Below are 24,752 nucleotides of genomic sequence, written 5' to 3' on the forward strand. Positions count from 1 at the left end.
CGCCGCCGGATCCCCTCGGGCCGCGTGTGTGGGGAACGGCGTCCGGCCGGTCGGTGGGGCGTGGCATGCTCTGTTGTATGCCTGCACCCGCCCTGCTCACGATCATCGTCGGGGACGAGGAACTCCTCGTCGACCGGGCCGTCGCCGCCGTCGTCGCGGCGGTCCGCGAGACCGACCCCGACGTGGACGTCCACGACCTGATGCCCGCCCAGGTGGGGATGTCCACGCTTGTCGAGGTGACCTCGCCCTCGCTGTTCGGCGATCGGCGGGTGGTGGTGCTGCGCTCGTCGCAGGACCTGACCAAGGACCTGGCCGCGACCGTCACCGACTACCTCGGGGACCCGGCCGACGACGTCAACCTCGTGCTCACGCACGCGGGCGGCAACAAGGGCAAGGCACTGCTCCAGGCGGCGCTCAAGGCGGGCGCCCAGCGGGTGGACTGCAAGGGGCCGAGCAAGCCCGCCGAGCGGGTGGCCTTCGTCAGGAGCGAGTTCTCCCAGGCCGGGCGTCAGATCACCGCCGACGCCGCGCAGGCGCTGGTGGACTCGGTCGGCAGCGAGCTGCGTGAGATCGCGGCCGCCTGTACCCAGCTGATCGCCGACACCCAGGGCCGTGTGGACGCCGCGGCGGTGGCTCGCTACCACTCCGGCAAGGCGGAGGCCTCGGGGTTCACGGTGGCCGACCGCGCCGTGGAGGGTCGCCTGCCCGAGGCGCTGGAGCAGCTGCGCTGGTCGCTGGCGGTGGGCACCGCCCCGGTGCTGATCAACAGCGCGCTGGCCGGTGCGGTGCGCGGTGTCGCCGTGGCCGCCCAACCGCCGCGCGGCACCTCCGAGGCGGAGCTGGCCAAGCGGGCCAAGGTTCCGCCGTGGAAGCTGCGGACCCTGCGCCAGCAGGCGCGCGGGTGGAGCCCCGCGGGGATCACCCGGGCCATGGCGGTGGTCGCCGAGACCGACGCGCTCATCAAGGGCGCCGGACGCGACCCCGAGTACGCGTTGGAACGCGCCGTCATCGAGATCGCCCGCGCCCGCGGCGCGCGCTGAGCGAACCCCCGGGCGCGTTCCGGGCGTCGGCGGAGCCCTGGGGCGGCCGGAGGGCATCGGAGGGTACGTGTGCCGTGGGCGTCATCCGGGGGTGGCGCGGACGGCGTGGGCGGAAACCGGGCACGGAGCGCCGCCGTGTCCTCCCCGCACCGTTCCCTCCTCGGAGGGGCCCGACCGGGGCGGCGCGGACGGCGTGGGCACCCGTCTCAGCGGATGGTCCTGCCGCCCTGCCACACCCGCAGGGTGTTCAGGCCCATCGACCAGGCGAAGGCCCCCTCGTGGTCGGCGTCCCACTGGACGAGGTCGGCCAGGCTGCCGGGGGCGAGCACGCCCCGGTCGGTCAGGCCCAGTGCACGGGCGCTGCCCATCGTGGCGGCGTGCAGAGCCTCCTGGACGGTCATCTCGAACATCGAGATGGCCAGCGAGATCACCAACGGCATGGACATCGTGCCGGACTGGCCGGGGTTGTGGTCGGTGCCCAGACCGACCGGCACACCGTGGTCGAGCAGGGCCCGTACCGGCGGGGTGCGGCGCTCGTGCAGGGAGGTCGTGGGGCAGGCCACCACCGGTGTGCGGGTGGCGGCGAGCGCCAGGACGTCCTCCTCGTCGGTCTCGTGCAGCAGGTCGACGGAGGAGCAGCCCAGCTCGGCGGCCATGCGCACGGCTCCGTGTCGGGGCCGTGAGCAGGCGTGCAGGGTGGTGCGCAGCCCCACGGACCGGCCCGCGTCCAGCAGCATGTGGGCGTCCTCGGTGGTGAACTGCTGGTTGTCGCAGTACACGTCGACCCCGTCGGCCCCCGCCAGTGCCGCGTCGCCGATCCAGGAGGCGGCGGTGGACACGTACTCCCCGGGCCTGCCGAAGAACTCGGGCGGCACCCCGTGCGCGGGGAAGAAGGTGACGTGCAGGCGCGGCATGCCCGGCTCCTCCTCCAGGGAGCGCAGCAGGCGCACGTCGGCCAGTTCGCCGTCCCTGGTCAGGTGGTAACCGGTCTTGGCCTCCACGGTGGTGCTTCCGGTCAGCACCCAGTGCCGGAGCCGCTCGCGGACCGCGTTGCACAGTGTCCAGGGGTCGGTGCCCCGGGTGATGGTGACGGTCGTGGAAACGCCGCCGCCCGCCGCGAAGATGTCCCCCTTGGACGCGCCCTTGGCCCACATGTTGACCTCGGCGTAGCGGTCACCCGCGTACACCGGGTGGCAGTGGGCGTCGACCAGTCCCGGGGTGATCATGCCGCCGCCGACGTTGACGACGTCGTCGACGTCGGTGAGGTCGTCCACCACTCCGGGGATGTGCTGGGGCAGTTCGGCGGCGGGGCCGATCCAGGCCACCCGGTCGTCGTTCATCAGGAGCGCGGCCTTGGTGAACAGCTCACGTCCGGTCCACAGCCGTCCGATGTTGCTGAGGAGTACCACCGTCATGGGGTTGTCCGCCCTCGCCGGTCAGATCCGCCGCTGTGGCTGCGGGACACGGTCGTGAGATGCACGGGCGAACATGGCGACCTCGTATCTGGAGCGGTCCGACGGAGCCTGTGGGGTGGCCGTACGGCCACCGCGGTGCCGTGACGGTGGGGCTGGTGGCTGTCGCGGGAATGACGGCCACTGGCGGCCAGTGCTCCAAAACCGTAGCCCATCCGCGGACTCCGTGTACACCTCCTCCCGAGCACGAATGCGAGTGTCCCGGGACGAAACTCGCAAGCCCCGGAGTGATGGGTGCCATGGGGAAACACCCCGAGCTGGAGCTTCCCGGATGTCGCCCGCACGGGACGCTCCCGGCTCCGGACACGGCGAAGGCCGGGGCGCCCTTCCGGGGGGCGTCCCGGCCGTGCGCGGCGCGGAGCGCGGGGCTCAGGCCGTGCTGGGTGTGTACTGGTCGAGTTTGCCCGCGAGCAGCTCGGGGACGAAGGCGTGGATCGCCGTGCCCTCGGCGGTGTGCTCCTCGCTGAGGATGCGCCCCTCCTCGTGCACCCGGGCGACGAGGTCCCCCCGTGAGTAGGGGACGAGCACGCGCACCTCGTACGCCAGCTCGGGCAGCGCCTCGGCGAGCGCCGTCACCAGCTCGGGCACGCCCTCGCCGGTGCGGGCCGACACCTCGATCATGCCGGGGTACCGGGTGCGCATCACCTTGAGCACGTCGGGGTCGGCGGCGTCCACCTTGTTGACCACGACGAGCTCGACCACGTCGGTGGCGTCGATGTCGGCGAACACCTCGTGGACCGCGCTGATCTGGCTTTCGGGGTCGGGATGGGACCCGTCGACCACGTGCAGGATCAGGTCGGAGTCGGCGACCTCCTCCAGGGTGGAGCGGAAGGCCTCCACGAGCTGGTGCGGCAGGTGCCGGACGAAACCGACGGTGTCGCTGAGCGTGAACGCGCGGCCGTCGGGCGTGCGGGCCTGGCGGACGGTCGGGTCCAGGGTGGCGAACAGGGCGTTCTCCACCAGGACACCGGCGCCGGTCAGCCGGTTGAGCAGGCTCGACTTGCCCGCGTTGGTGTATCCGGCGATGGCCACGGACGGTACCTCGCGGGTACGACGGACGTCGCGCTTGACCTCGCGGGCGGTGCGCATGTGGGCCAGCTGACGGCGCAGCTTGGCCATCTTGTCGTTGATGCGGCGGCGGTCGGTCTCGATCTTGGTCTCACCGGGACCGCGCAGACCCACGCCGCCTCCCGCGCCGCCGCCACCGGAGCCGCCCGCCTGCCGGGACAGGGAGTCACCCCATCCGCGCAGTCGCGGCAGCAGGTAGTTGAGCTGGGCGAGTTCGACCTGGGCCTTGCCCTCGCTGCTGCGCGCGTGCTGGGCGAAGATGTCCAGGATCAGGGCCGTGCGGTCGATCACCTTGACCTTGACCACGTCCTCCAGCTGGCGCAGCTGGCCGGGGGTGAGCTCCCCGTCGCAGATCACGGTGTCGGCGCCGGTGGACTCCACGATGTCGCGCAGGTCGGCGGCCTTGCCCTTACCGACGTAGGTGGCCGGGTCGGGCTTGGAGCGCCGCTGGGTGAGTCCCTCCAGGACGAGCGCTCCTGCGGTCTCGGCCAGGGCGCTGAGCTCGGCGAGCGAGCCGTCGGCGTCGACCTGGGTTCCGCTGGTCCACACGCCGATGAGAACGACGCGTTCCAGACGCAGGGACCGGTTCTCGACCTCGGTGACGTCGGTGAGCTCGGTGGAGAGCCCCGGAACGCGGCGGAGCGCGTGACGCTCGGCGAGTTCCATCTCACCCTGGTCGGGGGCGTTGTACGGGTCGTCGTAGCGGTCGCCGCCGGTGCCCCGGGCCTCGCGGGACGCGTCGGTTGCGTTGACCCCGTCCCCGACGGTGATCGCCTCGCGGAACGCGTCCTCGGCCTCGGGCCGGGCGCTTCCGCGGGTGTCAGCTGTATTCATATCCCTCCAGGTGGGTCAACGTGACCGCCGCCGCGATTCTTCCCGTGGCGGGTGCCCTGTCGATGGTGGCATCTCGCCTCCGTCCGGGCATCTGAATTATCGCAGGGCACGGTCGGCGTGACACTGCGGCGAACACGAACGGTGCCGTATCGACACACCACCAAGAACAAAGGAAGTTGCCAGAGAAGTTTTTACGTCCTTCTCGCTTCGGGAAAGTCCCCGGCCAGTGAGACACGCGCGACGTTGACCACCCGCCGACCTGGGCGGTAACTTCTTTTCCACATACCAGAAGCTTGTTTCGTATTGCGGAAGGTTTTCCATGGGCGCCACGCACGGGGTCGAGGTCACCGGCCCCCTTCACGAACGGTTCGACGAGATCCTCACAGAGGACGCGCTCGCCCTCGTCGCCGAACTGCACCGCACCTTCGAGGGGCGCCGTCAGGAGCTCCTGACGGCACGCGTGACCCGGCAGGAGCAGATCTCCGCCGGGACCGATCTCGACTTCCTCCCCGAGACCAAGCACATCCGTGAGGACGACGGTTGGAAGGTCGCCCCGCCCGCCCCGGGCATCACGGACCGCCGGGTCGAGATCACCGGACCGACCGACCGCAAGATGACCATCAACGCGCTCAACTCCGGCGCCAAGGTGTGGCTGGCCGACTTCGAGGACGCCAACACCCCGCTGTGGGAGAACATGATCGGCGGGCAGCTCAACCTGCGCGACGCCCTCGACCGCCAGATCGACTTCACCTCCCCCCAGGGCAAGACCTACGCCCTGAAGGAGGACGGCGAGCTCGCCACCATCGTCGTGCGCCCCCGCGGCTGGCACCTGGACGAGAAGCACATCCTCGTGGACAGCCAGCGCGTCAGCGGCGGCCTCGTGGACTTCGCGCTCTACTTCTTCCACTGCGCCCAGCGCCAGATCGACAAGGGCAGGGGTCCCTACTTCTACCTGCCCAAGATGCAGAGCCATCTCGAGGCGCGCCTGTGGAACGACGTCTTCGTCCTGGCCCAGGAGCGCGTGGGGATTCCGCGCGGCACCATCCGCGCGACCTGCCTGATCGAGACCATCCCGGCCGCGTTCGAGATGGAGGAGATCCTCTACGAGCTGCGCGAGCACTCCGCCGGGCTCAACGCGGGCCGCTGGGACTACCTGTTCAGCATCATCAAGACGCACCGCACCCGCGGCCGCGAGTTCCTGCTGCCCGAGCGCAACGCCGTCACGATGACCGCGCCGATGATGCGCGCCTACACCGAGCTGCTGGTCAAGACCTGTCACAAGCGCGGTGCCCACGCCATCGGCGGCATGGCGGCCTTCATCCCGTCCCGCAAGGACGAGGAGGTCAACAGGACCGCCTTCGCCAAGGTCCGCGACGACAAGTCCCGCGAGTCCGGCGACGGATTCGACGGCTCCTGGGTCGCCCACCCGGGCCTGGTCCCGGTGGCCATGGAGGTCTTCGACGGCGTCCTGGGCGAGCGCCCGAACCAGATCGACAAGCAGCGCCCCGAGGTCGAGGTCTCGGCCGGAGACCTGCTGGCCGTCTCCCAGACCCCGGGCGGCGTCACCCTCGCCGGTCTGCGCGGCAACATCAACGTCGCCCTCCAGTACCTGGCGACCTGGATGGGCGGCAACGGCGCGGTGGCGATCCACAACCTGATGGAGGACGCCGCGACCGCCGAGATCTCCCGCTCCCAGGTCTGGCAGTGGCTGCACAACGAGATCACGCTCGACGACGGCCCCCAGGTCACCGCCGAGCTGGTCAGGAAGCTCATCGACGAGGAGCTCGCCACCATCCGGCAGGAGCTGGGCGAGGGCTTCGACGAGGGCCTGTACCAGCAGGCCAGCGAGCTGTTCGCCGAGGTGGCCCTGGCCGACGACTACGTGGACTTCCTGACGCTGCCCGCCTACGAGCGCATGCCGTAGCCCCGACAGCGATTCCATAAAACGGAAACACATTTCCGCTGCGCCCCTTGCACCTGCGAGGGGCGCAGTCGTACGGTCACCTTGCGAGGCCACGTCCGGCGGAGGCAGCCGTGTCGACGCCGGTGGAACCGGGAGGCGCCCATGTCCGAGACCGAAGCGCCGAGGACGGCGGTGGCGGCACTCGTACCGCGACTGCGCGAGATCTGCGGCGAGGACGGCGTCCTCACCGACACCTCCCGGCGCCGCACCTACGAGAGCGACGGCCTCCCCCACCACCACGCCCTTCCCGGCGTCGTCGTGCTGCCGACCACCGCAGACCAGGTCGCCGCCGTCGTGCGCCTGTGCGCCGGGAACGGCGTCCCCTTCGTCCCGCGCGGCGCGGGTACCGGCCTGTCCGCGGGAGCGCTCCCCCACGCCGAGGGCGTCCTGCTCGTCACCTCGCGCATGCGCCGCGTCATCGAGATCGACGTCGAGAACGAGTGCGCGGTCGTCGAACCCGGCGTGGCCAACCTGGACGTCACCCGCGCCGCCGCCCCGTACGGCTACTACTACGCCCCCGACCCCTCCAGCCAGCAGGTGTGCTCCGTCGGCGGCAACGTCGCCGAGAACTCGGGCGGCGCCCACTGCCTCAAGTACGGGTTCACCGTCAACCACGTGCGCGGCCTGGACATCGTCACCCCCTCCGGCGAGCAGGTACGCCTGGGCGGCAAGGGCCCCGGCGCGCACGGCTACGACCTCATCGGTGCGTTCATCGGTTCGGAGGGCACCCTGGGCGTGGCCACGCGCGTCACCGTCGGCCTCACCCGGTCGCCGGAGCGCACCGTCACCCTGCTCTCCGCGTTCACCTCGATGGACGCGGGCGGCCGCGCGGTCAGCTCCATCATCTCCGCCGGGGTGCTGCCCTCGGCCGTGGAGATGATGGACGCGCTGGCCATCGAGGCCGCCGAGAGGGCCGTGGCCTGCGACTACCCCGCGGGCGCCGCGGCCGTGCTGGTCGTGGAACTGGACGGCCCCGCCGTGGAGGTCGACGCCCAGCTCGCCGAGGTCACCCGGCTGTGCTCGGAGGCGGGTGCCTTCGAGACGCGCACCGCCAGCGGCGCCGACGAACGCGCCCGGATCTGGAAGGGCCGTAAGTCGGCCTTCGCCGCCGTCGGCCGGATCAGCCCCTCCTACATCGTCCAGGACGGCGTCGTCCCGCGCACGGCCCTGCCCGAGGTGCTGCGCCGCATCACCGAGCTGTCGGCCGCCACCGGCATCCGCGTCGCCAACGTCTTCCACGCCGGTGACGGCAACCTGCACCCGCTCGTGCTGTTCGACGACGCGGAGCCGGGCGCGGCGGAGCGGGCCGAGGAGGTCTCCGGCGCGATCCTGGACCTGTGCATCGAGCACGGCGGATCCATCACCGGCGAGCACGGGGTGGGCGTGGACAAGGCGTGCAAGATGCCGCGCATGTACGGTCCCGACGACCTGGCCACCTTCGACCTGTTCCGGCGGGCCCTGGACCCGGACGGGATCGCCAACCCGGACAAACTGCTGCCCACTCCGCGCCTGTGCGGCGAGCGGCCGGGGGTACGCAAGGGTGTGCACCCGCTGGTGGAGGCGGGAAGGGCCGAGCAGTTCTGAGGCGGCGGAACACCGCGTCAGGACACGAACGTAGGGAGACCGCGTGACACTCGTCGAGGGGTTGGACGCCGAGGGCTGCGCCCTGCGGGAGGGGACCGGCGCCGACGCGGTGGGCGGGCTCGTCCCCGCGCGCGTGGCGCTTCCCTCCGACACACGGGCCCTGGGCCGGGTCATGTCGGCCGCCGCCGGGGAGGGGCTGACCGTCGTCGCGCGTGGCGGGGGCACGGCCATGGACTGGGGCGGCCTCCCTCGCGGCCTGGACCTGCTCGTGGACACCACGGGCCTGTCGTGGATCGAGCACATCGCGGGCGACCTGGTGGTGGAGGTGGGCGCGGGCACCCCCGTGGCCGAACTGTTCGAGGTGCTGGCCGCCGCGGGACAGCGGCTGTCGGTGGATCCCGTGCGCGCGGGCGGCACCGTGGGCGGGATGGTGGCCACGGGCGTGAGCGGCCCGCGCCGTCTGCTCAACGGGGCGCTGCGCGACCTGGTCATCGGCATGACGGTGGTGCGCGCGGACGGCGTGGTGGCGCGCAGTGGCGGCCGGGTGGTCAAGAACGTGGCCGGATACGACCTGGCCAAGCTGCACACCGGTGGCCTGGGCACCCTCGGCGTGGTCGCCTCGGTGGCCTTCCGCCTGCACCCGGTGCCCCGCGCCCTGCGCGTGGTGACCCGCCCGGTGCCCTCCGGGGCACACGCCGAACGCATGCTGACGGTGCTGCGGCGGAGCACGGTGACGCCCTCGGCGGTCGAACTGGACTGGCCGCCGGAGGGCCCGGGGAGCCTGCGGGTGGTGTTGGAGGGAACTCCTGAGGGCGTCGAGGCGCGGGTGACCGAGGTCGTCGAAGCCCTGGGCGGGGAGTCCGCGGTGGCCGACACCCTGCCCGAGGGATGGGGCCTGCTGCCCGTGGAGGGCACGCTCGCCCTGGTGTCCGTGCCGCCCGCCGAGAGCGTCCGGGCCGCGACACGGGTGGGCGAACTCGCGGCTGACGCGGACGTCCGCGTCAGCGGCTCGGCCCGGTCGGGGACGCTGTACGCGTCCTTCCCCCCGGGAACCGGCGCCGTCGGGGTGGAGACCGTGCTCGGCGGCGTGCGGTCGACGCCCGGCTGGTCGGCCACCCTGCTGCGCGCGGAGCCGCACGTCCACGCCGCCGGTACGGACCTGTGGGGCGAGGTCCCCGGCCTCCCGCTGATGCGGGCGGTCAAGGACTCCCTCGACCCCGACCACCGCCTGGCCCCCGGGCGTTTCGCGGGCGGCATCTGACACTACCCAGGGAGGGCCCGTGACCGACCCCGAGTCTTCGCACCAGACCGTGGGCGAGGCCGTGAACGAGACCGCCGGCGAGCGCGACCGGTCGTTCTCCGACCTGCTCAACGACTGCGTCCACTGCGGGTTCTGCCTGCCCACCTGCCCCACGCACGTGCTGTGGGGGCAGGAGATGGACTCACCGCGCGGACGCATCCACCTCATGGCGCAGACGCACACCGACGACGTGCTGACCGAGGCGGCCGTCGGGCACTTCGACAACTGCCTGGGGTGCCTGGCGTGCGTGTCCGCGTGCCCGTCGGGGGTGGCCTACGACGCGCTCATCGACCACACCCGGCACCGGGTGGAGTCCGAGCACGAGCGCCCCCGGAGCGAGCGGGCGCTGCGCGGGGCGATCTTCGCGCTGTTCCCGTATCGGCGCAGGCTGCGACTGCTGCGCGGGCCGCTACGCGCCTACCAGGCGAGCGGGGTCTCCTCCCTGGTTCGGCGCACGGGGCTGCTGGAGCGCCTCTCCCCGGCCATGGCCACCATGGAGCGGATCGCGCCGCCGCTGTCGTCTCCCCCTCCCGAGCTGCCGGAGCTGGTGCCCGCCGTCGGGCGGACGCGGGCCAGGGTGGGCATGCTGGTGGGCTGTGTGCAGGGGGCGTTCTTCCCGGAGGTGAACACCGCCACCGCCCGGGTGCTGGCCATGGAGGGCTGCGACGTGGTGATCCCCCGTTCGCAGGGCTGCTGCGGAGCGCTGTCCGGGCACGCCGGGCGGGTCGAGGAGTCGGCCGACCTCGCCCGCGGTCTGATCGAGGTGTTCGAGCGCGAGCGGGTGGACCGGATCGTGGTCAACTCGGCCGGGTGCGGCTCCAGCATGAAGCACTTCGGGCGCACCCTCGCCGAGGCGGGCGCGGACCGGTCCTGGGTGCGCCGGGGGCGGGCCCTGTCCGAGCGGGTCGTGGACCTCACCGAGTTCCTGGTGGAGCTGGGGCCGCGCGCCGAGCGCCATCCCCTCCCCCTGCACGTGGCCTACCACGACGCGTGCCACCTCTCCCACGGCCAGGGCGTCACCCGACCGCCCCGCGCCCTGCTCTCGGATGTGCCGGAGCTGCGCGTGTCCGACCTGCCCGACAAGGAGATCTGCTGCGGATCGGCGGGGGTGTACAACCTGCTCAAGCCCGAGGCCGCCCGTGAACTCGGTGACCGCAAGGGCCGTGACGTGGCCTCCACCGGCGCCGACGTGCTGGTGTCGGGCAACCCCGGGTGCTCGCTACAGATCGCCGCGGCCATGGAGCGCGCGGGCGCGCCGATCGCGGTGACGCACACGGCCCGGGTGCTGGACGCCTCGATGCGCGGACTGACCGTGGAACAGCTGTTGGGGAGCCGCCGGGCCGCTCCGCCGACGGTCAGATCAGCGAGGTCTCGCCCTCGGCCACGATGACGGCGGGGCCGCGCAGCTTCGCGCCGTCCCGGTCCAGGAGCACGGTGCACTCGCCCCCGAGTACCCGCACACGCCAGGTCGCGGCCTCGCCCACGGGGGTGGCGGCCGTGGCGGCGGCGACGATTCCGGTACCGCAGGAGCGGGTCTCGCCGGAACCCCGCTCGTACACGCGCATCTCCAGCACGCCCGGAGCGATCTCGCGGTACACCTCGACGTTGGCGCCCTCGGGGAAGGCCTCGCCGTCCAGCGCGGGCGCCCGGGACAGGTCCACCTCCGCGACGGGTCCGTCCACCGCGCAGGCCAGGTGCGGGTTGCCCACGGAGATCTGCGCGCCCTCCACCGTCTGGCGGGCGAGCTCGGCGGAGGAGGTTCCCTGCATCTCCACGAAGCCCATGTCTATGGTGATCTGCCCGTCGGCCTCGATCCGCACGTCCTTGGCGCCGTCGCGGGTGCCCACCGCGAAGCGGTCGCCGTCGACGAGGCCCGCGTGCCGCAGGTAGTGGGCGAACACCCGCACACCGTTGCCGCACATCTCGGCGACGCTGCCGTCGGCGTTGCGGTAGTCCATGAACCACTCGGTGCTCTCGGCCGTGCGCGCCGCCGGGGCGAGGGTCCCGCCGAAGGCGCGCGTGCGCACCACCCGCAGGACGCCGTCACCGCCGATCCCGGCCCTGCGGTCGCACAGCAGGCGGACGGTCTCCTCCGTGAGGTCGGTCTCCCCGTCGGGGTCGGGGAGGATCACGAAGTCGTTCTCTGTTCCGTGGCCCTTGGCGAATCGCATGCCGACCATCCTAGGTGGGAACGACAACCCTCCCCGCCCCGTCGCCTCCGCGTACGGACCGGGCGGGCCGGAGGCTGGTTAGGCTGGGGGAATGATCAAGGTGATCGCGGTCGTCGGCCCGACCGCTGTGGGCAAGTCGGACCTGGCCGTCGAGATGGCCCTGCGGCTGGAGGAGCGCACGGGACGCCGGGGCGAGGTGATCAACGCCGACTCCATGCAGCTCTACCGCGGCATGGACATCGGTACCGCCAAGCTCACCGAGGACGAGAGACGCGGGGTCCCCCACCACCTGCTCGACGTCTGGGACGTCGACGAACCCGCGGACGTCGCCAGCTACCAGGGCATGGCCCGCGACCGCGTCGAGGAGTGCGCCGACCGCGACGTCATCCCCGTGCTGGTCGGCGGCTCGGGCCTGTACGTACGGGCCGTCCTGGACCACCTGGACTTCCCCGGGACCGACCCCGAGGTCCGCGCCCGCCTGGAGTCCGAACTCGGCGACGTCGGCCCGGGCGTCCTGCACGCCCGCCTGGCCGAGGCCGACCCCGCGGCGGCCCGTGCGATCCTGCCCGGCAACGGGCGGCGGATCGTACGCGCCCTGGAGGTCATCGAGCTGACCGGGCGGCCGTTCACCGCGAACCTGCCGGACCACACCCCCTTCTACCCGTGCACGCAGATCGGGCTGAGCGCTCCCCGCCCCGAACTGGACGAGCGCATCAACACCCGTGTGGACCGCATGTGGGACGAGGGACTGCTGGAGGAGGTCCGCCAGCTGGACAAACAGGGCCTACGCGAGGGTCGGACCGCCTCGCGCGCGCTCGGGTACGCGCAGGCGCTCTCCCAGCTGGACGGCGAGCTGTCCGAGCAGGAGGCGAAGGCGGCCACCGCCCAGGCCACCCGCCGGTTCGCACGCCGCCAGGAGTCGTGGTTCCGCCGCGATCCGCGCGTGCGCTGGCTCCCCCACGACTCCCCCGAACTCGTGGAGCGCGCCCTGACCCAGGTGGAACGGGCGCTGTCGGGGGTCTCCGACGAGCCCGGCGAGGCACTGGTGGACGTGTCCACCTGGATGCCCCGGCGCACCGCCGAGTAGCCCGCGCTCCCTCCCCCACCGGAGGGAGCACCCGCACGACGGACGGCCGGACCCCGTCCGGGGTCCGGCCGTCCGTCGTCTCCCCTCCCGCCCGCGTGACCCCTTGCCTTCGGGCCCGGCTTCGCCTAGCTTGACTGTGTGACCAATTTAGAAATCTGGTCACGGAGTCAGGAAAGGGGGCGCCGGTATGGTCATCGCGTCAACACGCGTGGGCAGCCGCGCGTCGCACGCCCTCGACTCCCAGGAGCACACCGTGGTTCCCACCACCGACCCGTCCACCGAACCGGCCGTCACCGAGCGCGAGCTACGCGCCGACCGCGTCCTGGACGCGGCGGAGGAGTTGATGGTGGCCTGGGGCCCCCGCAAGGTCACCATCGACGACGTCGCCCGTCGGGCGAAGGTGGGCAAGGGCACCGTCTACCTGCACTTCGCCACCAAGGAGGCGCTGCTTCTCAGCGTGGTCATGCGGGCGCAGCTGGACATGATCGGCCGGGTCGTGGACGCCATGCGCGCCTCGCCCGAGAACGTCCGACCCAGCGAGGTCGCGCGCAACCTCTACCTGCGCCACTTCGACTCACCGGTCGTCCAGGCCATCCTCACCTCCGGCTCCGAGGCCCTGGACAACCTCTCGCGCAGCGCGGCGGCCCTGATCGGCGACGTCGTCGAGGAGCGAAAGAACGCCCTGCGGACCTACTGGGGCATCCTCGGCGAGCACGGGCTACTGCGCGACGACCTGTCCTTCGACGACCAGCTGTACGCCTACAACGCCATCGTCATCGGCCACATGGCCGGTGCCCCCCTGTTGGAGCGGCAGGGCCTGCACGTACCGGACCGCGGCACACGCGCCGACCTCATCGCGGGCAGCGTCCGACGGCTCCTGGAGCGGAACGCCCCACCGGAGAACCTGGGCGAGGCCCAGTCCCAGGTCGTGGAGCTCTTCTCCTTCCTGGAGGAGCGGCTGCGCGAGGAGATCGCACGGCAGAAACAGACGAAACGTTCCACCTGAACCCTTCGAGGAGGGCCCATGACAGCCACAACCCCGTCCGACGACGTGATCGACCTGAGGTCACCCGAGTTCGCCTCCGACCCCTACCCGGTGATCGAACGGGTCCGGGCCAGGGGCGGCTCGGCACCGGCCCTCTTCGTGGACGCCATGGACGCCGTCCTCGTCGTCGACGACGAGGACGTGCGCACCATCCTCGGCGACCGTCGGTTCGTCATCGATCCCGCGAACGTGCCGGGGAGGGGGACCCGCTCCGCACGAGCCGACGCCCTGAGGGGAATGGGGGTGCGCCCGGACCTGGTCACCTACATGACCGAGTCCCTCCTGGACAGGGACGGCGCCGACCACACCCGGCTGCGCAAGCTGGTCTCGCGCACCTTCACCGTGCGCCGGGTCAACGAGCTGCGGCCCAAGGTCCAGCGCGTCACCGACGACCTGCTGTCCCGGCTGCCCGACCTCGCCGACGAGGACGGGGTCGTGGACCTCATGCCCCACTTCTCCTACCCGCTGCCGATCGCGGTGATCTGCGACCTGGTCGGCGTCCCGGAGGAGGACCGTGCCCTCTGGCAGGCGTGGAGCGGTCAACTCGGCAGGTTCGACCCCACCCAGCCCGAACTGATGAACGACACGCTCGGCGAGATGATCGACCACGTCAAGGGCATGATCGCCCGACGCCACGAGGAGCCGGGCGAGGACCTGCTCGGCGCCCTGGTCCGGACCCACGACGAGGACGGCGGACGCCTCAGCGAGAACGAACTGGTCACCCTGGTGTTCACGCTGGTCGTCGCCGGGCACGAGACCACCGCGCACCTGCTGGGGAACGGCGTCGAGACCCTGCTCAGGCACCCCGACCAGTGGACGGCCCTCCGCTCCCGGCCCGACCTGCTGCCGTCCGCCGTGCACGAGATGCTCCGTTACGGGGGCACCGCCGTGATCACCAACCTGCGGTACGCGGCCGAGGACGTCGAGCTTCGGTCCGGGCGCCTGGCCGCGGGTGAGCGGGCGATCGCGGTCATCGCGGGCGCCAACCGCGACCCGCGCGTCCACCCGGACCCGAACCGGTTCGACATCACCCGGCACGAGGGCGAACCCGGTGAGGCGCACGTGGCGTTCGGCCACGGTGTCCACTACTGCCTGGGGGCGGCCCTGGCCCGCCAGGAGGGCGAGGTGGCCGTGGGGTCGCTGCTGGCCGCCTACCCCGACCTGTCCCTGGTCCCGGGGCGCGAACCCCGACGCGCGTCCTCCCCCGGCGCGCTGCGGATGGAGAGCCTGCCCGTACGGCTGTCGGCCTCCCGGTCCTGAGACCACCCGCCGGGACCGGCGCCGACGGCGTCGCGTCCACCCGGTTCCGGCGGGTCAGAGGGACGGGGCCGGAACGGAGGACGGGCCGGAACGAAGAGCGGCCCCCGGCACCGCCTGGTGCCGGGGGCCGCCGTGGTCAGGGGCTCAGATCTCGCAGCAGCCGCCAGCGGGGGCGGGCTGCTCGGCGGGGACGCCGATCTGGGGCATGCCCAGGAGCACGTCCGGCTTCTTCTCCGGAACCGGCTGCCCGTTGCGGGCCGCCCAGGCGTCACCGGCGCGCGTACGCCGCAGGCCGCGCACACCGGAGTCGGCCACCAGGTGGTGCGGCGCGGCGTAGGTGACCTCCACGGTCACCGTGTCGCCGGGGCGCGGCTCCTCGCCGTCGCCGACCGCGAAGTGCACCAGGCGGTTGTCGGGGGCGCGGCCGGACAGGCGGCGGTGCTCCCCGTCCTTCTTGCCCTCGCCCTCGGAGACCAGCAGTTCGACCTCGCGGCCGACCAGCTTCTGGTTCTCCTCCCAGGAGATCTGGTCCTGGAGCTCCACGAGCCGCTGGTACCGGTCCTTGACGACCTCCGGCGGCACCTGGTCCTCCATGGTCGCGGCCGGCGTGCCGGGCCGCTTGGAGTACTGGAAGGTGAACGCCATGGCGAAGCGCGCCTCCCGGACCACGTGCAGCGTCTCCTGGAAGTCCTCCTCGGTCTCGCCGGGGAAGCCCACGATGATGTCGGTGGTGATCGCGGCGTGCGGCATCGCGGCGCGCACCTTCTCCACGATGCTCAGGAAGCGTTCCTGGCGGTAGGAGCGGCGCATCGCCTTGAGGACCCGGCTCGACCCCGACTGGAGCGGCATGTGCAGCTGCGGCATGACGTTGGGCGTCTCGGCCATGGCCTCGATGACGTCGTCGGTGAAGTCACGCGGGTGCGGGGAGGTGAAGCGAACCCGCTCCAGCCCCTCGACCTCGCCGCAGGCCCGCAGCAGTTTGGAGAAGGCCTGCCGGTCACCGAAGCCGCTGCCGTAGGCGTTGACGTTCTGGCCCAGCAAGGTGACCTCGCTGACGCCCTCGTCGACCAGGGCGCGCACCTCGGCGAGCACGTCGCCGGGGCGCCGGTCCTGCTCCTTGCCGCGCAGCGCGGGCACGATGCAGAAGGTGCAGGTGTTGTTGCAGCCGACGGAGACCGACACCCACGCCGCGTACGCGGACTCGCGGCGGCTGGGCAGTGTGGAGGGGAAGTGCTCCAGGGACTCGGCGATCTCCACCTGCGCCTCCCTCTGGACGCGGGCGCGCTCCAGCAGGGTGGGCAGGGACCCGATGTTGTGGGTGCCGAACACGACGTCGACCCAGGGCGCGCGGCGCACGATCTCGCCGCGGTCCTTCTGCGCCAGGCAGCCCCCGACGGCGATCTGCATGCCCGGGTTGGCGTCCTTGACCGGGCGCAGGTGCCCGAGGTTGCCGTACAGGCGGTTGTCGGCGTTCTCCCGGACCGCACAGGTGTTGAAGACGACGATGTCTGCGGTGGTGTCCTCGGCTGCGCGCGCGTACCCAGCGTCCTCCAGCAGACCGGAGAGGCGCTCGGAGTCGTGGACGTTCATCTGGCAGCCGTAGGTCCGCACTTGGTAGGTACGACTCTGGCTCACGGGTCCAGGCTATGTCGTCCCGCCCCTCGCCGGAACCGTTCCGGCCGCCCGCGGTGGAGGCCCCGGGGAACCGCCGCCGCACCGGGCCCCCTTCACGGCGCGGACGGGCGCCGCGGCCCGGCCCGGGACGTTCCCGACGTCCCCGGGGAGAGAGGGGGTCCAAGCTGTCCCAAGGTGGTCACATGTGAGACGCTGAAGAACGGAACCGCGACAGGGAGCGACAAAACGTCACTTAATCGCCCAAATTGGTAACAGTTGCGCCGATCACACCGTAACAAGTCTGCTACTCCGCAGATGGACGGTGATTTCGTGATGACACGGCAACATGGACCCATTAGGTTCCCAGCATGACCTCAACTCCTCTCGTCGTGCTGGAGAACGTCAACAAGCACTTCGGCGACCTGCACGTGCTCCGCGACATCAACATGACGGTGAACTCCGGCGAGGTGGTAGTCGTCATCGGGCCGTCCGGGTCCGGCAAGTCGACGCTGTGCCGCACGATCAACCGCCTGGAGACCATCGGCTCCGGGACGATCACCCTGGACGGGGAACCGCTGCCCGCCGAGGGCCGCGGCCTGGCCAAGCTCCGCAGCGACGTGGGCATGGTCTTCCAGTCGTTCAACCTGTTCGCGCACAAGACCGTGTTGCAGAACGTGACCCTGGGCCCCACGAAGGTCCTCCGTATGGGCAAGGGCGAAGCCGAGGCCCGCGCCATGGAGCTGCTGGACCGGGTGCAGATCGGCAACCAGGCCGACAAGTACCCCGCGCAGCTCTCCGGCGGCCAGCAGCAGCGCGTGGCGATCGCCCGCGCCCTGGCGATGAACCCCAAGGTGCTCCTCTTCGACGAGCCCACCTCCGCGCTGGACCCCGAGATGGTCCAGGAGGTCCTCGACGTCATGACCGACCTGGCCTCGGAGGGCATGACCATGGTCGTGGTCACCCACGAGATGGGGTTCGCGCGCCGCGCCGCCAACCGGGTGGTCTTCATGGCCGACGGACAGATCGTCGAGGAGAACACGCCGGACGAGTTCTTCACCAACCCCCGGTCCGACCGTGCCCAGGACTTCCTGTCCAAGATCCTGACCCACTAGGTTTCCCCGCGTTCTTCGCACGAACCAAGGAAGAGGTACCCCACATGCGAGTTCGTCGCATCAACGGCATCCTGGGCGGCACGGCGGCCCTGGCCCTCGCCCTCACCGCCTGCGGCACCGCCGAGGTCGGCGGCGGAAACGGCGGTGGCGAAGGCGACGGCGGTGAAGGCGGCGGTGACACCATCACCATCGGCGTCAAGTACGACCAGCCGGGCCTGGGCCTGCTCGAGAACGACGCCCCCGTCGGCCTCGACGTGGACGTGGCCACCTACATCGCCGGTGAGCTCGGCTACGAGCCCGACCAGATCGAGTGGACCGAGGCCGCCTCCGCCAACCGCGAGGCCTTCCTCCAGCAGGGCACCGTCGACATGGTGGTCGCCACCTACTCCATCACCGACGAGCGCCGCGAGGTCGTCGACTTCGCGGGCCCGTACTACGTGGCCGAGCAGGACATCCTGACCCGGGCGGACGAGGAGGAGATCCAGGGTCCGGAGGACCTGGCGGGCCGCGTGCTGTGCTCGGCCTCCGGCTCCCGGTCGGCCTTCAACATCACCGAGGAGAGGGGCATCGACGCCGAGCTGCGCGAGGCCGGCAACTACTCCGAGTGCCTGTCGCTGCTGGGCAACGGCGCCGTCGACGCGGTGACCACCGACAACACCATCCTCGCGGGCTACGCCGCCCAGAACCCCGGCACCTACCGGGTGGTCAACAACTCCTTCGGTGAGGAGCGCTACGGCGTGGGCCTGCCCGAGGGCTCCACCGAGCTGTGCGAGGAGATCAACGCGGCCATCGCCAAGATGTGGGAGGAGGGCTACACCCTCGAGGCCCTGGAGACCCATTTCGGTGACACCGACTTCGCCTACGCGGAGACCGCTCCCGAGGCCGACGCCTGCGAGTAAGGGCCGACCCTCCCCCTGACCGTACGCCGGGCGGCGGGGCCTTTTCCGGCCCCGCCGCCCGGTCCTTGACCAGCTGGGACCCATGGAAGCCTTTCTCAACAATATCGACAGGGTTGTCGACGGTTTCTCATGGACCGTCCGGCTCGCCCTCCTCAGCGCCCTCTTCTCCTTCATCCTGGGCGTGTTGCTCACCGCCATGCGGGTCTCCCCCGTTCCGCTCCTGCGCGGCCTGTCCACCGCCTACGTCGAGGGTGTCCGGAGTACGCCCCTGACCCTCGTCCTGCTGTTCTGCGGACTGGGCCTGAACAGCGCCCTGGGCATCTTCCTGTCCGACACCGTCGCGTGGGACGTGTTCTGGTGGGCGGTCATCGGCCTGTCCGCCTACACCTCGTGCTTCGTCTCGGAGTCGCTGCGCGCGGGCATCAACACGATCCCCCTCGGCCAGGTCGAGGCGGCCCGGTCGCTGGGCCTGACCTTCACCCAGAACCTGCGGCTGATCGTCCTCCCGCAGGCGCTGCGCACCGTCGTCGCACCGCTGGGCAGTGTGCTCATCGCGTTGACCAAGAACACCACCGTCGCCTCCGTCGCGGGGCTGGGCGTTCAGGAGGCGTCCAGCGAGATGAAGCTCATGTTCGACCGGGGGATCGCGCCGGTCCTGCCGACCTTCGTCGGCTTCGCGCTCGGCTTCCTGGTCCTGACCCTGCCGATGGGCTACTTCTTCAGCTGGCTCTCCAAGCGCGTGGCGGTGGTCCGATGAGCACGCAGAGTTCCGTCCTCTTCGACGCGCCCGGCCCCAGGGCCCGCGCGCGCAACAAGGTCTACACCGTCATCACGCTGATCCTGTTCGCGATCGGCCTGATGGTCGTCTACCTGGGTTTCAACGACACCCTGCGCAAACCCGAGCTGTCGCTGTTCAGCGCGGAGGCCTGGGCGGTCAACCCCGAGGGTGAGTGGACGGCGGACAAGTGGGAGCCGTTCCTGCGCCCCGAGACGTGGACCTACTACGTCATCCCGGGCCTGCGCAACACCCTCACCGCCGCCCTGACCGCCTCGGTCCTGGCGATCGTCTTCGGCCTGGTGTTCGGTATCGGGCGCCTGTCCGACCGCTGGTGGATCCGCGTCCCGGCCGGTGCCGTCGTGGAGTTCTTCCGCGGCATCCCGCTGCTGATCCTCATCTTCTTCACGATGGCCCTGCCCATCGTGGCCGACCAGCTGTTCGACATCGCGCCCGGCACCTTCCAGGTCACCGCGCTGGCCGCCGTGGTCACGGGTCTGACCCTGTACAACGGCTCGGTGCTCGCGGAGGTCTTCCGCGCGGGCATCCTCGCCGTGCCCAAGGGCCAGTCCGAGGCGGCGAAGGCCATCGGGATGACCAGGGCGCAGAACATGTGGCTGATCCTGGTGCCGCAGGCGGTCAGCGCGATGATGCCCGCGATCGTGGCGCAACTCGTGGTCCTGCTCAAGGACTCCGCGCTGGGCTACATCGTCGCCTTCCCCGAGATGCTGCGCAGCTTCACCCTGCTGGCCACGCGGGAGAACAACGTGATCCCCGCGGCGATCGTCTGCGCGGCCATCTACATCGTCATCAACCTGTCCCTGAGCCGGTTCGCGATCTGGCTGGAGCGGCGCAACGCCAACCGCGGCAGGGCCTCGGTCAGGCCCGCGGACGCCGAGGACGGGCCCGAAGGGGCCGACACGACCACGGGTCCGGCGGGCACCGTGGCGGTGGAGCCCACCGTGCAGGAGCCCCTCCCCGACACCGCGCGCGAGGACTCCGACGGGGACGACGACGGGAACCCGAAGAAGCGGCCCTGACCCGGCCCCTCCGGCTGACACGGCCCCGTTCGCGCCCACGTGGCGCGGCGGGGCCGTCGTTCGTACGGCCTCCGGAACGCCGCACGGAGGGTCACGGGACTGCACCAGGGTGTGTGAGGGCCAGGGCGTGCTCGGTGGATGCTGCTCGCCGCGCAGCGGAGTATGTGTCCGCCGAGCATGCCCTAGGGTCGACATGTCATCTGATCAAACCCACGACCCACCCTGAGCGGACATGTCTGAGATGTCGAGCACCCACGGCTCCTGGCCCTCGCCCATCAGCGCTGGTGACGTCGCCCGAGGAGTACGGCGGATGGCGTTCCCCTCCGTCGTGGACGGCGAGGTCTGGTGGGAGGAGAGCCGTCCCGAGGAGGGGCGGACGACCCTCATGCGGCGCGGTTCCGACGGAACGGTGACCGAGCTCCTGCCCTCTCCCTGGAGCGTGGGAACCCGGGTGCACGAGTACGGTGGGCGCGCCCACCTGCCCGTTCCGCGCCGTGACGACAAGGCCATCATCCGCAGGGGCGTGGTGTTCTGCCAGTCCTCCGACCAGCGCCTCTACCTGCTGGCGCGGGGTTCCCGGGACCCCGTGCCGCTCACCCCCGACGACGGTGCCGCCTCACGGTACGCCGACCCCGTGCTGGGCGCGGACGGCCGCTCCGTGCTGTGCGTGCGCGAACGGCACGAGGAGGGGTCGGTCCGCCGGTCGATCGTGTCGGTACCGCTGTCGGGCCGGGGCGCGCAGGACCCCGCGGCGGTGCGCGAACTGGTCTCGGGTGCGGACTTCTACGCCTCGCCGACGCCGTCGCCGGACGGAACGCACCTGGCGTACGTGCGGTGGAACCACCCGAGGATGCCCTGGGACGGCAGCGAGCTGCGGGTGGGGACCCTGGGCGAGTCCGGGCTGACCGGCGAGTACACCCTCAAGGGCGGGGTGGACGAGTCGGTGGTCTCCCCGACCTGGGCGGACGACGCGACGCTGTACGTGGCCTCGGACTGGCCCGGGTTCTGGAACCTGTACCAGGCGGGCGTGACCGGGCAGGCGATCGCGCTGTACCCGGCGGAGGAGGAGTTCCACACGTCCCCGGGGCGGCTGGGCGACCGGTCGTTCTGCGTGCTGGACTCGGGCCGGGTCGTGGCGCTGCACGGCCACGCCGACATGGCACCGAGCGTGTACGACCCCGACACCCTGGACCTGACACCGGTGGAGACCGGTCTGACCACGTGGTCGATGCTGGACACCGACGGGCACACCGTGGTGGGGGTGGCCTCCTCGCCGACCGAGCCGCAGTGCCTGGTGCGGCTGGATCCGGAGTCGGGACGGGTGGAGGTGCTGCGCCGGTCGGCCGAGAGCCTTCCGGACGTCGCCTACCTGCCCGTTCCCCGGCAGATGACGCTGCCGGGCCGGTACGGGGCCCCGGTGCACGCGAACGTGTACCCGCCGACCAACCCGGACGCGGGTGCCGACGGGCCCGCGCCCTACGCCGTGTGGGCGCACGGCGGACCGGTGTCGGTGAGCACGCTGGAGTTCGACCCGGTCAAGGCCTACTTCACCAGCCGGGGCATCGGCGTGGCGGTCGTCAACTACGGCGGTTCCACGGGCTACGGGCGCTCGTACCGCAAGCGCCTGCACAAGGAGTGGGGCGTGGTGGACGTGGAGGACTGCTCCGCCGTGGCGCGGGCGCTGGTGGAACGGGGGGAGGCCGATCCCGCGCGGCTGGCGATCCGGGGCCCGAGCGCGGGCGGGTACACGGCGCTCATGGCGCTGACCGGGGACACGTTCGCGTGCGGGGTGTCCCTCTTCGGCGTGACCGACCTGCTCGGATTCTCCCGGAGCACCCACGACTTCGAGTCGCGGTTCCTGGATTCGCTGGTGGGGACGCTGCCGGGGTTCGTGGAGCGGTACCGGGAGCGTTCACCGGTCAACCGCGCGGGGGACATCGACGTGCCGGTACTGCTGTTGCAGGGCCTGGAGGACAGGGTCGTGACGCCGGACCAGGCCACGGCCATGGCGACGGCGCTGGGGCGGCGCGGTGTGCCGCACGCGCTGTTGGAGTTCGAGGGTGAGGCCCACGGTTTCACCGGGCAGGACGCGCGGATCCGCTCGCTGGAGGCGGAACTGGCCTTCTACGGGCGGGTGTTCGGCTTCGAGGCCGACGTGGCGCCGTTGGAGCTGGTGACCACACCCCCGCGACCGCGCCCGGAACCCGAGGCGGCCGGGGACGGGACGGCGGACGAGCACGCGGAAACCGGAGAGCCCGAGGAAACCGGGGAAACCGGGGAGGTGCCCGGCACCGTCGACGAGGACGGCGGCGCGGAGGAAGCGTCGGGTACGGCCGATGCCGCCACGCCCGACCGGACGTAGGGCGCGGGCCCCCGGGGCGGGCGCTCAGAGGTCGGGATCGTGGAGATCGACGTCCTCGCCCTCGTGTTCGAGTTCTTCACGGACCACCCGGTAGGCCAGACCCGCGGAGTAGCCCCTGCGGGCCAGGACGCCCAGGGCGCGACGGATCCGGGTGTCCCGGTCCCTGCCCCGGGTGGCGGCCAGGCGGCGGCGGGCGAGGTCGCGGGCGGCCTCCTCCTCGTCCTGGTCGCTGAGTTCGCCGACGGCCTCGCGCACGGTGTCCTCCTCCACCCCGCGCGTGCGCAGTTCCTGGGCCAGGGCGCGGCGGGACAGGCGCCTGCCGTGGTGGCGTGAGGAGACCCAGGCCTGGGAGAAGGCGGCGTCGTCGATCAGTCCGGCCTCACCGAAGGTGTCCAGGACCGAGGCGACGACCTCCTCGTCGAAACCCCTGCGGTGCAGGGCCCGCTCCAGTTGGGCGCGGGTGCGCGGGGAGTGGGTGAGCATCCGCAGGACCAGGGCGCGGGCCCGGTTCTCCGGATCCTCCCCGGACGAGCGGGGCTCGCCCGGGGAGGCATCGTCCTCCGGGTGCTCGGAGCGGGGCCGGTCCCGGGACCGGCTCCGGTCACTCATCCGTCGCGGGCGCCTTGGTGGTCTTGGCCGCGGCGCGCTTGGCGGGGGCCTTGGCGGCGGTCGGAGCCGCGGCCGGGGCCTCCTTGGCGGTTTCGGCGGTGTCGGTGGCCGATCCGGAGGCGCTGTCGTCGCCCCCGGTGGGCACGCCCAGCTTCTCCTTGATCCTCTTCTCGACCTCGGTGGCCACGTCGACGTTCTCGCGCAGGAACCTGCGCGCGTTCTCCTTGCCCTGGCCCAGCTGGGTGCCGTCGTAGGTGAACCAGGCGCCCGACTTGCGGACGATGCCGTGCTCCACGCCCAGGTCGATGAGGCTGCCCTCGCGGGAGACGCCCACGCCGTAGAGGATGTCGAACTCGGCCTGCTTGAAGGGCGGGGCCACCTTGTTCTTGACGACCTTGACGCGGGTGCGGTTGCCGACCGCGTCGGTGCCGTCCTTGAGGGTCTCGATACGGCGCACGTCCAGGCGCACCGAGGAGTAGAACTTCAGCGCCCGGCCACCGGTGGTGGTCTCGGGGCTGCCGAACATCACGCCGACCTTCTCCCGCAGCTGGTTGATGAAGATCGCGGTGGTACCGGTCTGGTGCAGCGCACCGGCGATCTTGCGCAGCGCCTGGGACATCAGGCGGGCCTGGAGGCCCACGTGGCTGTCGCCCATCTCGCCCTCGATCTCGGCGCGGGGAACCAGGGCCGCCACGGAGTCGATGACGATGATGGAGATCGCGCCGGAGCGGATCAGCATGTCGACGATCTCCAGCGCCTGCTCACCGGTGTCGGGCTGGGAGAGCAGCAGGTCGTCGGTGTCGACGCCGATCTTCTTGGCGTACTCGGGGTCGAGCGCGTGCTCGGCGTCGACGAAGGCGGCGATGCCGCCCATCTTCTGCGCGCTGGCCACCGCGTGCAGGGCGACGGTCGTCTTACCGCTGGACTCGGGCCCGTACACCTCCACGATGCGGCCCTTGGGGATACCGCCGATGCCGAGGGCCACGTCGAGGGCGATCGCTCCGGTGGGGATCGCCTCGATCGGCGGGCGGTCGTCATCGCCCAGACGCATGACGGAGCCCTTGCCGAACTGCCGCTCGATCTGGGCGAGCGCTGTTTCGAGAGCCTTGTCTCGGTCTCCAGATGCCACGGGATACCCCTGTTGTTGGGTCGATGCCTTCTTCTTCATGATGCGCACGACGCTACGCGGTCGGTACGACAATCGCGACGTCCGACGTTCGCCTGTGGACAACCCACACTACCCGAACTTGTGTTCGATGTGGCGTACGAAACGGAGGGCCTCCCACGGGACGTCCGTCACCGGATCAGCGCGCGGAGGCGGGAAGGTCGAACGCCTCGCACACGGCGCGCCACACCTCCTTGGCCCCCACCCCGTCGGCGAGCGCCTGCTCCACCGTGCGGGATCCGAGCCCCTCCAGGACGTAGTCCCGGGCCAGGCTCTGCGTGTAGGCCTCGCCGAACTGCTCGTGCATGTTGTTCCAGAACACCGTGAGTCTCATCGGTTCCAGTATCGGTCA

General features: G+C 71.4%; 20 protein-coding genes. 13 read left to right on the forward strand and 7 right to left on the reverse strand.

Features of this window, described 5'->3' with window-relative positions; all coding sequences use genetic code 11:
- Positions 1-77: 77 nt before the first annotated feature.
- Complete coding sequence (gene holA / locus D455_RS0115950; RefSeq protein ID WP_017571714.1) at positions 78-1,040, forward strand: DNA polymerase III subunit delta; 963 nt, start codon at positions 78-80, stop codon at positions 1,038-1,040.
- Between the two features lie 206 nt (positions 1,041-1,246).
- Here holA and D455_RS0115955 read toward each other — a convergent pair whose 3' ends face one another.
- Together D455_RS0115955 and hflX are read right to left on the reverse strand one after the other, a co-directional pair.
- Positions 1,247-2,455 (reverse strand): amidohydrolase family protein, encoded by a 1,209-nt coding sequence (locus D455_RS0115955; protein ID WP_017571715.1) that lies wholly within the window; start codon positions 2,453-2,455, stop codon positions 1,247-1,249.
- A gap of 426 nt (positions 2,456-2,881) precedes the next feature.
- Positions 2,882-4,414, reverse strand: coding sequence for a GTPase HflX (gene hflX, locus D455_RS0115960; RefSeq protein WP_017571716.1), 1,533 nt, complete (start codon positions 4,412-4,414; stop codon positions 2,882-2,884).
- A gap of 319 nt (positions 4,415-4,733) precedes the next feature.
- Between hflX and aceB the strand changes: the two genes are divergently transcribed.
- From aceB to D455_RS30675, 4 genes are all read left to right on the forward strand, one after another.
- Positions 4,734-6,338: a malate synthase A gene (aceB, locus tag D455_RS0115965; RefSeq protein WP_017571717.1), complete on the forward strand. Its 1,605-nt coding sequence runs from the start codon at positions 4,734-4,736 to the stop codon at positions 6,336-6,338.
- Positions 6,339-6,479: 141 nt separating this feature from the next.
- On the forward strand, positions 6,480-7,961 hold the full coding sequence (locus D455_RS0115970; protein ID WP_017571718.1) for an FAD-linked oxidase C-terminal domain-containing protein: 1,482 nt from the start codon (positions 6,480-6,482) through the stop codon (positions 7,959-7,961).
- A 43-nt stretch (positions 7,962-8,004) separates the two neighbouring features.
- Complete coding sequence (locus D455_RS0115975; protein ID WP_017571719.1) at positions 8,005-9,222, forward strand: FAD-binding oxidoreductase; 1,218 nt, start codon at positions 8,005-8,007, stop codon at positions 9,220-9,222.
- A 61-nt stretch (positions 9,223-9,283) separates the two neighbouring features.
- The gene (locus tag D455_RS30675; protein WP_051064645.1) at positions 9,284-10,651 is read left to right on the forward strand and encodes a (Fe-S)-binding protein; all 1,368 of its coding nucleotides are present in this window, start codon (positions 9,284-9,286) and stop codon (positions 10,649-10,651) included.
- Here the strand turns inward: D455_RS30675 and dapF are convergent.
- Positions 10,617-11,441 (reverse strand): diaminopimelate epimerase, encoded by an 825-nt coding sequence (gene dapF, locus D455_RS0115985; protein ID WP_017571721.1) that lies wholly within the window; start codon positions 11,439-11,441, stop codon positions 10,617-10,619. The two genes, D455_RS30675 and dapF, sit on opposite strands and share 35 nt — an antisense overlap.
- 82 nt (positions 11,442-11,523) lie before the next feature.
- On the opposite strand from dapF, the gene miaA reads away from it, so the two are divergent.
- The 3 genes from miaA to D455_RS0116000 all read left to right on the forward strand — a co-directional run bounded on the left by miaA (position 11,524) and on the right by D455_RS0116000 (position 14,824).
- Positions 11,524-12,519 carry a tRNA (adenosine(37)-N6)-dimethylallyltransferase MiaA gene (gene miaA / locus D455_RS0115990; RefSeq protein ID WP_017571722.1) on the forward strand — a complete coding sequence of 332 codons (996 nt, stop codon included), beginning with the start codon at positions 11,524-11,526 and terminating at the stop codon, positions 12,517-12,519.
- A gap of 187 nt (positions 12,520-12,706) precedes the next feature.
- Positions 12,707-13,525 carry a TetR/AcrR family transcriptional regulator gene (locus tag D455_RS0115995; protein ID WP_017571723.1) on the forward strand — a complete coding sequence of 273 codons (819 nt, stop codon included), beginning with the start codon at positions 12,707-12,709 and terminating at the stop codon, positions 13,523-13,525.
- A gap of 18 nt (positions 13,526-13,543) precedes the next feature.
- Positions 13,544-14,824, forward strand: a complete 1,281-nt coding sequence (locus D455_RS0116000) for a cytochrome P450 family protein (protein ID WP_017571724.1) — start codon at positions 13,544-13,546, stop codon at positions 14,822-14,824.
- 144 nt (positions 14,825-14,968) lie between these two features.
- Here the strand turns inward: D455_RS0116000 and miaB are convergent, their stop codons facing one another.
- Positions 14,969-16,435, reverse strand: a complete 1,467-nt coding sequence (gene miaB, locus D455_RS0116005; RefSeq protein ID WP_017571725.1) for a tRNA (N6-isopentenyl adenosine(37)-C2)-methylthiotransferase MiaB — start codon at positions 16,433-16,435, stop codon at positions 14,969-14,971.
- Positions 16,436-16,806: 371 nt separating this feature from the next.
- Between miaB and D455_RS0116010 the strand changes: the two genes are divergently transcribed.
- The 5 genes from D455_RS0116010 (at position 16,807) to D455_RS0116030 (ending at position 22,626) form a co-directional block, all read left to right on the forward strand.
- Positions 16,807-17,550 (forward strand): amino acid ABC transporter ATP-binding protein, encoded by a 744-nt coding sequence (locus D455_RS0116010; RefSeq protein ID WP_026122676.1) that lies wholly within the window; start codon positions 16,807-16,809, stop codon positions 17,548-17,550.
- A gap of 44 nt (positions 17,551-17,594) precedes the next feature.
- Positions 17,595-18,449, forward strand: coding sequence for a glutamate ABC transporter substrate-binding protein (locus tag D455_RS0116015; protein ID WP_017571727.1), 855 nt, complete (start codon positions 17,595-17,597; stop codon positions 18,447-18,449).
- 82 nt (positions 18,450-18,531) lie between these two features.
- Positions 18,532-19,206 carry an amino acid ABC transporter permease gene (locus D455_RS0116020; RefSeq protein ID WP_017571728.1) on the forward strand — a complete coding sequence of 225 codons (675 nt, stop codon included), beginning with the start codon at positions 18,532-18,534 and terminating at the stop codon, positions 19,204-19,206.
- A complete protein-coding gene (locus D455_RS0116025) occupies positions 19,203-20,264 on the forward strand; it encodes an amino acid ABC transporter permease (protein WP_017571729.1) in 1,062 nt (353 codons plus the stop codon). The genes D455_RS0116020 and D455_RS0116025 overlap by 4 nt, the downstream gene beginning before the upstream one ends.
- Positions 20,265-20,496: 232 nt before the next feature.
- Positions 20,497-22,626 carry a S9 family peptidase gene (locus D455_RS0116030; protein WP_026122677.1) on the forward strand — a complete coding sequence of 710 codons (2,130 nt, stop codon included), beginning with the start codon at positions 20,497-20,499 and terminating at the stop codon, positions 22,624-22,626.
- Between the two features lie 24 nt (positions 22,627-22,650).
- On the opposite strand, the gene recX is transcribed toward D455_RS0116030, so the two are convergent.
- From recX to D455_RS0116045, 3 genes are all read right to left on the reverse strand, one after another.
- Positions 22,651-23,235 (reverse strand): recombination regulator RecX, encoded by a 585-nt coding sequence (recX, locus tag D455_RS0116035; protein ID WP_017571731.1) that lies wholly within the window; start codon positions 23,233-23,235, stop codon positions 22,651-22,653.
- Positions 23,228-24,364: a recombinase RecA gene (gene recA / locus D455_RS0116040; RefSeq protein ID WP_017571732.1), complete on the reverse strand. Its 1,137-nt coding sequence runs from the start codon at positions 24,362-24,364 to the stop codon at positions 23,228-23,230. The genes recX and recA overlap by 8 nt, the downstream gene beginning before the upstream one ends.
- Positions 24,365-24,539: 175 nt before the next feature.
- Complete coding sequence (locus tag D455_RS0116045) at positions 24,540-24,734, reverse strand: DUF3046 domain-containing protein (RefSeq protein WP_026122678.1); 195 nt, start codon at positions 24,732-24,734, stop codon at positions 24,540-24,542.
- Positions 24,735-24,752: the final 18 nt, after the last annotated feature.

This window comes from Nocardiopsis halotolerans DSM 44410, from assembly GCF_000341065.1.
Taxonomy (GTDB): Bacteria; Actinomycetota; Actinomycetes; order Streptosporangiales; family Streptosporangiaceae; genus Nocardiopsis; species Nocardiopsis halotolerans.